Below are 421 nucleotides of genomic sequence, written 5' to 3' on the forward strand. Positions count from 1 at the left end.
AGGAAATATAGTATCGCCGCAAGTGAAGAAAGAAAATGTAGGAAATATAGTATCGCCGCAAGTGAAGAAAGAAAATGTAGGAAATATAGTGTCACCGCAAGTGAAGAAAGAAAATGTAGGAAATATAGTGTCACCGCAAGTGAAGAAAGAGAACGTAGGGAATATAATATCGCCACAAGTGAAGAAAGAGAATGTAGGAAATATAGTGTCACCAAATGTATCGAAAGAAAATGTAGTTATTCCACAAGTCATACCGCCAAATATTCAAATGCCAAATATAATGCCAATCATGGATAACAACCAACCACCGAATATAATGCCAATCATGGATAACAACCAACCACCGAATATGATGCCGATGATGGATAACAATCAAATGCCGAATATAATGCCGATGATGGATAACAATCAAATGCCGAAT

The 421-nt window shown here is 36.6% G+C and carries 1 pseudogene; it reads left to right on the forward strand.

Annotated elements, in window-relative coordinates:
* Window positions 1-421, forward strand: a pseudogene (locus MR170_RS31145) (peptigoglycan-binding protein LysM); the annotation flags it as partial.

Origin of the sequence: Bacillus cereus group sp. BfR-BA-01524 (assembly GCF_022662595.1) — a bacterium.
Lineage (GTDB): Bacteria > Bacillota > Bacilli > Bacillales > Bacillaceae_G > Bacillus_A > Bacillus_A thuringiensis_S.